We start from the raw sequence: 6,430 nt of genomic DNA on the forward strand, positions 1-6,430 counted from the left end.
ACCCTAGTGGGTGCGTCCCGCTCCCGGAGCCCGGAGACGACCGACCGGGACGGCGCCGGCGTGGCGCCGCCCCGGTCGGGCCGGTCTCAGAGGTACTGGCCGGTGTTGCTGGCGGTCTCGATGGACCGGCCGGCCTCGGTGCCCTTGCCGCCGGAGACGAGCGTGCGGATGTAGACGATCCGCTCGCCCTTCTTGCCGGAGATGCGGGCCCAGTCGTCGGGGTTGGTGGTGTTGGGCAGGTCCTCGTTCTCCCGGAACTCGTCGACGCACGCGTCGAGCAGGTGCTGCAGCCGCAGCCCCTTGCGACCGGAGGTGAGGAACTCCTTGATGGCCATCTTCTTGCCCCGGTCGACGATGTTCTGGATCATCGCGCCGGAGTTGAAGTCCTTGAAGTAGAGGACTTCCTTGTCGCCGTTGGCGTAGGTGACCTCGAGGAAGCGGTTCTCCTCGGTCTCGGAGTACATCCGCAGGACGACGGCGTCGATCATCGCGGCCACCGTGGCCTGCGGGTCGCTGCCGTGCTCGGCCAGGTCATCCGCATGCAGCGGCAGGTCGGCGAGGACGTACTTGGTGAAGATGTCCTTGGCCGCCTCGGCGTCCGGCCGCTCGATCTTGATCTTCACGTCGAGCCGGCCGGGGCGCAGGATCGCCGGGTCGATCATGTCTTCCCGGTTGGAGGCGCCGATGACGATGACGTTCTCCAGCCCCTCCACGCCGTCGATCTCGCTGAGCAGCTGGGGAACGATGGTGTTCTCCACGTCGGAGGAGACGCCGGAGCCGCGGGTGCGGAAGATCGAGTCCATCTCGTCGAAGAACACGATCACCGGGGTGCCCTCGCCGGCCTTCTCCCGGGCTCGCTGGAAGATCAGCCGGATGTGCCGCTCGGTCTCGCCGACGTACTTGTTGAGCAGCTCGGGACCCTTGATGTTGAGGAAGAAGCTGGTGTGCCGCTCCTTGCCCAACCGCTCGGCGATCTTCTTGGCGAGCGAGTTGGCCACCGCCTTGGCGATCAGCGTCTTGCCGCAGCCGGGCGGACCGTAGAGCAGGATGCCCTTCGGCGGCCGGAGCTGGTGCTCGCGGAACAGGTCGGCGTGCAGGAACGGCAGCTCCACCGCGTCGCGGATCTGCTCGATCTGCGCCTGGAGGCCACCGATGTCCTCGTAGTCGACATCCGGCACCTCCTCCAAGACCAGCTCCTCGACCTCGCTCTTCGGGATCCGCTCGTAGGCGTACGCCGAGCGGGGCTCGATCATGAGCGAGTCACCGGCCCGGATCGCGCTGCCGATCAGCGTCTCGGCGAGGTGCACGATGCGCTCCTCGTCCGAGTGCGAGACCACCAGCGCCCGGTCACCCGGCGCGCCGTCCGGACCGACGAGGATCTCCTTGAGCATCACCACCTCGCCGACCCGCTCGAAGCCGAACGCGTCGACGATGTTGAGCGCGTCGTTGAGCAGCACCTCCTGCCCACGGCGTAGCTCGTCGACCTCCAGCGAGGGCGAGACGGCGACGCGGAGCTTGCGCCCGCCGGTGAACACGTCCACCGTGCCGTCGTCGTGCCTCGCCAGGAAGACGCCGTAGCCGCTGGGCGGCTGGGCGAGCCGGTCGATCTCCTCCTTGAGCGTCACGATCTGCGCGCGAGCCTCCTTGAGGGTGCTCACCAGACGCTCGTTGTTCTCGGTCAGCCGGGCCAACTGTGCCTGGGTGGCCGCCAGCCGCTCTTCGAGCTGCCGGACGTGTCGGGGGCTTTCGGTCAACTTGCGCCGCACCAGAGCGAGCTCCTCTTGCAGGAACGCGACCTGCGTGGAGAGATCGTGGGCTTCCTTTTCCCACCGTGCGGCGCGCGAGTCCGCGTCGTCGCTGCGTGCCACGTCCCACCTCCCCGGGGGGCTTGAACGTTCTGAGCTAACACTAGCCGCTATGAGCCCGATTCGGTCCTCCGCAACGCGCTCGTCACCGAAGCTTGATCGCCAAGGGCTGGTCGACGGGCGGGTACGGGCGTTCGGGTACCGTCGGAGTCCGGGACGGGAGAACATGGGGGGTGCTTCGTGACCGACGTCGCGACCGACCAGTTGCAGGTCTGGGTCGACCAGGACCTCTGCACGGGTGACGGGCTGTGTGTGCAGTACGCGCCGGAGGTCTTCGAGTTCGACGTCGACGGCCTGGCGTACGTCAAGGGCCCGGACGGCGAGCTGCGACAGACCCCGGGCGCCCGGGTGGACGTGCCGGAGCACCTGCGCCTCGAGGTGATCGACTCGGCGAAGGAATGTCCGGGCGAGTGCATCCACGTGACGCGGGGCAGTGACGGCGTCGAGGTGGCCGGCCCGGAGGCCGACGACTGACCGCACGGACGGAGGGGGGCCGGGGACCACGTCCCCGGCCCCCCTCCGTCTCAGAGCATGGGACGGCCGACCACCGAGGCCACCAGCCGGGCGAACTCCTCCAGCCGGGTGATCTGCCCGGCGCCGCCGTCGTCGAGCGTCTTGCCGAAGCGCAGCGCGTCGTGCCGCGGCGTGCCGGCCGCCTCGTCGCTCGGCGGCGCCTCGTCCAGCGAGCTGAGCAACAGGTACACGTCGATGCTGTCGACCCGGACCGTGCCGTCCTCGGCGCGGGTGAGCCGGCGCCGGCAGCCGACCTCGGTGACCGTGGAGACCGGCACCACCCGCAGCGAGGAGGTCATCGCGCCGGGCGGCCCCTCCCCCGGCGGGACGTCCTCGCCGTGCCAGAGCACCAGCCGGCTGCCGTCGCAGACGACGACCTCCTGCCACACCCCGTTCACCTCGTTGACGAAGCGTTCCAGCGTGAAGCCGAGCACCGAGGCGCCGCGCAGCACCCCGCCGAGCGCCTCCAGGGCGATGTCGGGGTCCCGCAGGTAGGCGCGGGCGGCCGACTCCAGGTCGGCGTAGGGCGACCAGTCGGGGAAGACGGCGGGCATCTCGCCGTTGCCGTAGCCGGGACTGCTCACGTCACCTCCCGTCGACCCGTACCGCCGGGGCCGGGACGGACGCGCCCACCGCGCGCCCCGAGCCGCTCTGTCATGCTTACCGTCTCCGGTGTCGTCGTCCCCACGGGCACACATGATCCGCCCGCCCGTGGCGGTTCGCGCGGCGGGGGTCAGGACTGTTCCGGCTCCTCCGCCGGCCGCGCCGCCGCGGCGGCGCGCAGGGCGTCGCGGCGCTGCGCGTACGCCTCGGCGCCCTTGCTGGGCTTGCGCCGGCGCGGCGGCGCGGTGACCCCGGGGGCGAGCTTGCGCGCGGAGACCAGGAACGCGGTGTGCGCGATCATGCGGTGGTCCGGCCGGACCGCGAGGCCCTCGGCGTGCCAGTCGCGGACCATCGACTCCCAGGCGCGCGGCTCGGTCCAGCCGCCCCGCTCGCGCAGCGCCTCGACCAGCTCGGAGAGCTGCGGCGTGGTGGCCACGTAGCCGATCAGCACGCCGCCGGGGACCAGCGCCCGCTCGACCATGTCGAGCATCTCCCACGGGGTCAGCATGTCGAGGATGATCCGGTCGAAGCCGGTCTCGGCGCACTCGGCGACGTCGCCGACGTGCAGCCGCCAGGCCGGGTGCGGGCCGGTGAAGAACGCCTCGACGTTGCGCCGGGCGATCTGGGCGAAGTCGTCGCGCAGCTCGAAGGAGTGCAGCTCCCCCTCGGTGCCCACGGCGCGCAACAGCGAGCAGGACAGCGCGCCGGAGCCGGCGCCGGCCTCCAGCACCTTGGCGCCGGGGAAGATGTCGCCCATCGCGACGATCTGCGCCGAGTCCTTCGGGTAGATCACCTGGGCGCCGCGCGGCATGGACAGCACGTAGTCCGACAGCAGCGGTCGCAGCGCCAGGAAGGCGGTGCCGCCGCCGGCGGTGGTGACCACGCTGCCGTCGGGCAGGCCGATCAGCGTGTCGTGCTTGAGGATGCCGCGGTGGGTGTGGAACTCCTTGCCGGGCTCCAGCGTCACGGTGTGCATCCGGCCCTTCGGGTCGGTGAGCTGGACCCGGTCGCCGATCCGGAACGGCCCGCGGTGGACCGGGGGCAGCGCCGGGACGGTGGAGTTCTCTGCGGTCACGTGTTCGTCTTCCGTTTCGGTTCGAGGAGCTGGGCGAGATCCGCGACGTGGAGCACGCCGACCACATCTTCGCCTGCCGTCACCAGGTACTGCGCGCCCGGGTGGGTGCGGACCGTCTCCAGCACCCGATCGCCGTCCGCGGCGACCGGCAGGGCGGGCAGCGTGGCCAGGCCGCGGGCCACCTCGTCCACCGCGAGCCACGGCCGCCGTTCCGGGGGTACGGCGGCGGCGCGCGCCGGGTCGACCAGCGCCACGGTACGGCCGGCGGAGTCGACCACGGCGAGCGCCGCGTCGGGTGTGCCCGCCTCGGCGCGACGACGCTGCGCCTCGGCCAGCGGGGTGCCGGTGGGCACCGGCAGCAGCGGGCGGGCCAGCCGGGTCAGGTCGACCAGGTGCAGCCGGCGGCCGATGCGGGCCAGCCGGACGGACTGCCCGGCGCCCCGCCACAGCGTCAACGCGACCAGCAGGAGCAGCGGCAACGCCAGCGGGGCGAGCGCCCGCCGTAGCGTGAGCGCCACCACCAGGGCCAACGTGGCCAGCGCGACGGCCCGGCCGACCCAGCCGGCCACCTCGGTGCCCCGGTGCCGGTCCCGGGTGAGCGCCCACACCGCGGCGCGCAGCGCGCGCCCGCCGTCCAGCGGCAGCCCGGGCAGGCTGTTGAAGATCGCCACCACCACGTTGCTGACCGCGAGCTGGAAGGCGAGCTGGTGGCCGAGCGTGCCGGCGGGCAGCGTGAGCGTGGCGGCGACCGCGCCGGCGCCGAGCACGGCGGACACGGCCGGGCCGGCCAGCGAGATCAGCAGCTCCACCCGGGGGCTGGGGGCGTCGGAGTCCATCTCGGTGTAGCCGCCGAGCAGTTCCAGCGTGATTCCCCGCACACCGATGCCGAACCGGCGGGCGGTGAGCGCGTGCCCCAGCTCGTGCAGCAGCACGGAGCCGAGCAGCGCGACGACGAAGCCGAGGCCGACCAGGTAGCCGCCGAGCGGACCGAGGTCGAGCTGGCGGCGGGCCAGCGCCGCGTAGAGCACGGTGACCACGACGGTGAGCAGCAGCATCGACGCGTCGGCGCGCAGCGGCACCCCGAAGACCCGGCCGAGGCTCAGCCCGGGCCGGCGCGGCGGTCGGGTGCGCTGCTCCACCCCGACGATGCTACGCGGCGGTAGATCATGGCCCGGTGCGGCGACGACGGCGGTGTCACACCGGTGGCCTAACCTTCCGGGCATGACGGCGGAACCGGTGATCGACACGCAGGGCGTCCCGACGACGGAGCCGGCGCCGGTCACGGTGCGGGCGTCGCTGTCGCCGTCGCGGGCGGCCGACTTCAAGACCTGCCCGCTGCTCTACCGGTTCCGCAGCATCGACCGGCTGCCGGAGCGCCCGACGGTCGAGCAGGCCCGGGGCACGCTGGTGCACGCCGTGCTGGAGCGGCTGTTCGACCTGCCGGCCGCGGCGCGCACCCCGGAGTCGGCGGGCGACCTGGTCGCCCCGCAGTGGGACCGCCTGGTCACCGAGGAGCCGGAGCTGGCAGCGCTGTTCGCCGACGGCGACACGGCCGGCGTGGAGGGGTTCCTCCGCTCGGCGGCCGGCCTGCTGGAGGGCTACTTCGCGGTGGAGGACCCGCGCCGGCTGGAGCCGGCCGAGCGCGAGGCGCTGATTTCCGCGGTGGTCGACGACGAGTTGCTCATCCGGGGTTATCTCGACCGCCTCGACGTGGCACCGGACGGCGCGTTGCGGGTGGTCGACTACAAGACCGGCGGCGCGCCGCGTGAGGCGTTCGAGGCGCGGGCGCTGTTCCAGTTGAAGTTCTACGCGCTGGTGCTGTGGCGCACCCGGGGCGTGGTGCCGCGGGTGCTGCGCCTGCTCTACCTCAAGGACGCCGAGGTCTGCGACTACGCGCCCGACGCCGAGGAGCTGGTGCGCTTCGAGCGCACGGTGGTGGCGCTGTGGCGGGCGATCGAGCAGGCCACCGCGCGGCAGGATTTCCGGCCCCGGCCGAGCCGGCTCTGCGACTGGTGCAGCCACCAGGCGCTCTGCCCGACCTTCGGTGGCACGCCGCCGCCGTTCCCGGTGGCCGCCGCCGCGCCCGACCCGCTGGTGGACGCCCGTTCCCGGCCGGCCACCCCCGGGGCCGACGAGTGAGGCGCCTCCTCGCCGGGTGAGCCCCGGTTCGGCTTCCCCCGTGCCCGCGCGCCCCACCCGACGCCGCTCGCCCACGCTCCTCCCCTTGGCCACCGCCCACTTTCACGGAAAGCGGGGCCATGCAGGCGCCGTTAGCCACTCTTTCCGTGAGCTTGTCTCATCCTGTTTGTGCTGGTCGGGGGGTCTTGACGTGGTGGTGTGAGGTGTTTTCTGGCTGGTCGGTGGGGTGTTGATC

Annotated in this window: 6 protein-coding genes; 2 read left to right on the forward strand and 4 right to left on the reverse strand. The window is 72.5% G+C overall.

What is annotated here, in order from left to right:
• Window positions 1–86: 86 nt before the first annotated feature.
• Window positions 87–1,868 (reverse strand): proteasome ATPase, encoded by a 1,782-nt coding sequence (gene arc, locus ACH495_RS20015; RefSeq protein ID WP_396859237.1) that lies wholly within the window; start codon window positions 1,866–1,868, stop codon window positions 87–89.
• Window positions 1,869–2,045: 177 nt separating this feature from the next.
• Here arc and ACH495_RS20020 point away from each other — a divergent pair, with 177 nt between their 5' ends.
• Window positions 2,046–2,339 (forward strand): ferredoxin, encoded by a 294-nt coding sequence (locus ACH495_RS20020; protein WP_396859238.1) that lies wholly within the window; start codon window positions 2,046–2,048, stop codon window positions 2,337–2,339.
• Window positions 2,340–2,389: 50 nt separating this feature from the next.
• Here the strand turns inward: ACH495_RS20020 and ACH495_RS20025 are convergent, their stop codons facing one another.
• The 3 genes from ACH495_RS20025 to ACH495_RS20035 all read right to left on the reverse strand — a co-directional run bounded on the left by ACH495_RS20025 (window position 2,390) and on the right by ACH495_RS20035 (window position 5,204).
• Entirely contained in the window at window positions 2,390–2,962 is a 573-nt protein-coding gene (locus ACH495_RS20025; RefSeq protein WP_343447548.1) for a hypothetical protein, read from the reverse strand.
• A gap of 149 nt (window positions 2,963–3,111) precedes the next feature.
• Window positions 3,112–4,056 (reverse strand): tRNA (adenine-N1)-methyltransferase, encoded by a 945-nt coding sequence (locus tag ACH495_RS20030; protein ID WP_396859239.1) that lies wholly within the window; start codon window positions 4,054–4,056, stop codon window positions 3,112–3,114.
• Complete coding sequence (locus ACH495_RS20035; protein WP_396859247.1) at window positions 4,053–5,204, reverse strand: M50 family metallopeptidase; 1,152 nt, start codon at window positions 5,202–5,204, stop codon at window positions 4,053–4,055. Before ACH495_RS20035 ends, ACH495_RS20030 begins: the two co-directional genes overlap by 4 nt.
• A 73-nt stretch (window positions 5,205–5,277) precedes the next feature.
• Between ACH495_RS20035 and ACH495_RS20040 the strand changes: the two genes are divergently transcribed.
• Window positions 5,278–6,195 (forward strand): RecB family exonuclease, encoded by a 918-nt coding sequence (locus ACH495_RS20040; protein WP_396859240.1) that lies wholly within the window; start codon window positions 5,278–5,280, stop codon window positions 6,193–6,195.
• The last annotated feature ends 235 nt before the right edge of the window (window positions 6,196–6,430 follow it).

Source organism: Micromonospora sp. NPDC018662 (assembly GCF_044391475.1).
Classification (GTDB): domain Bacteria; phylum Actinomycetota; class Actinomycetes; order Mycobacteriales; family Micromonosporaceae; genus Micromonospora.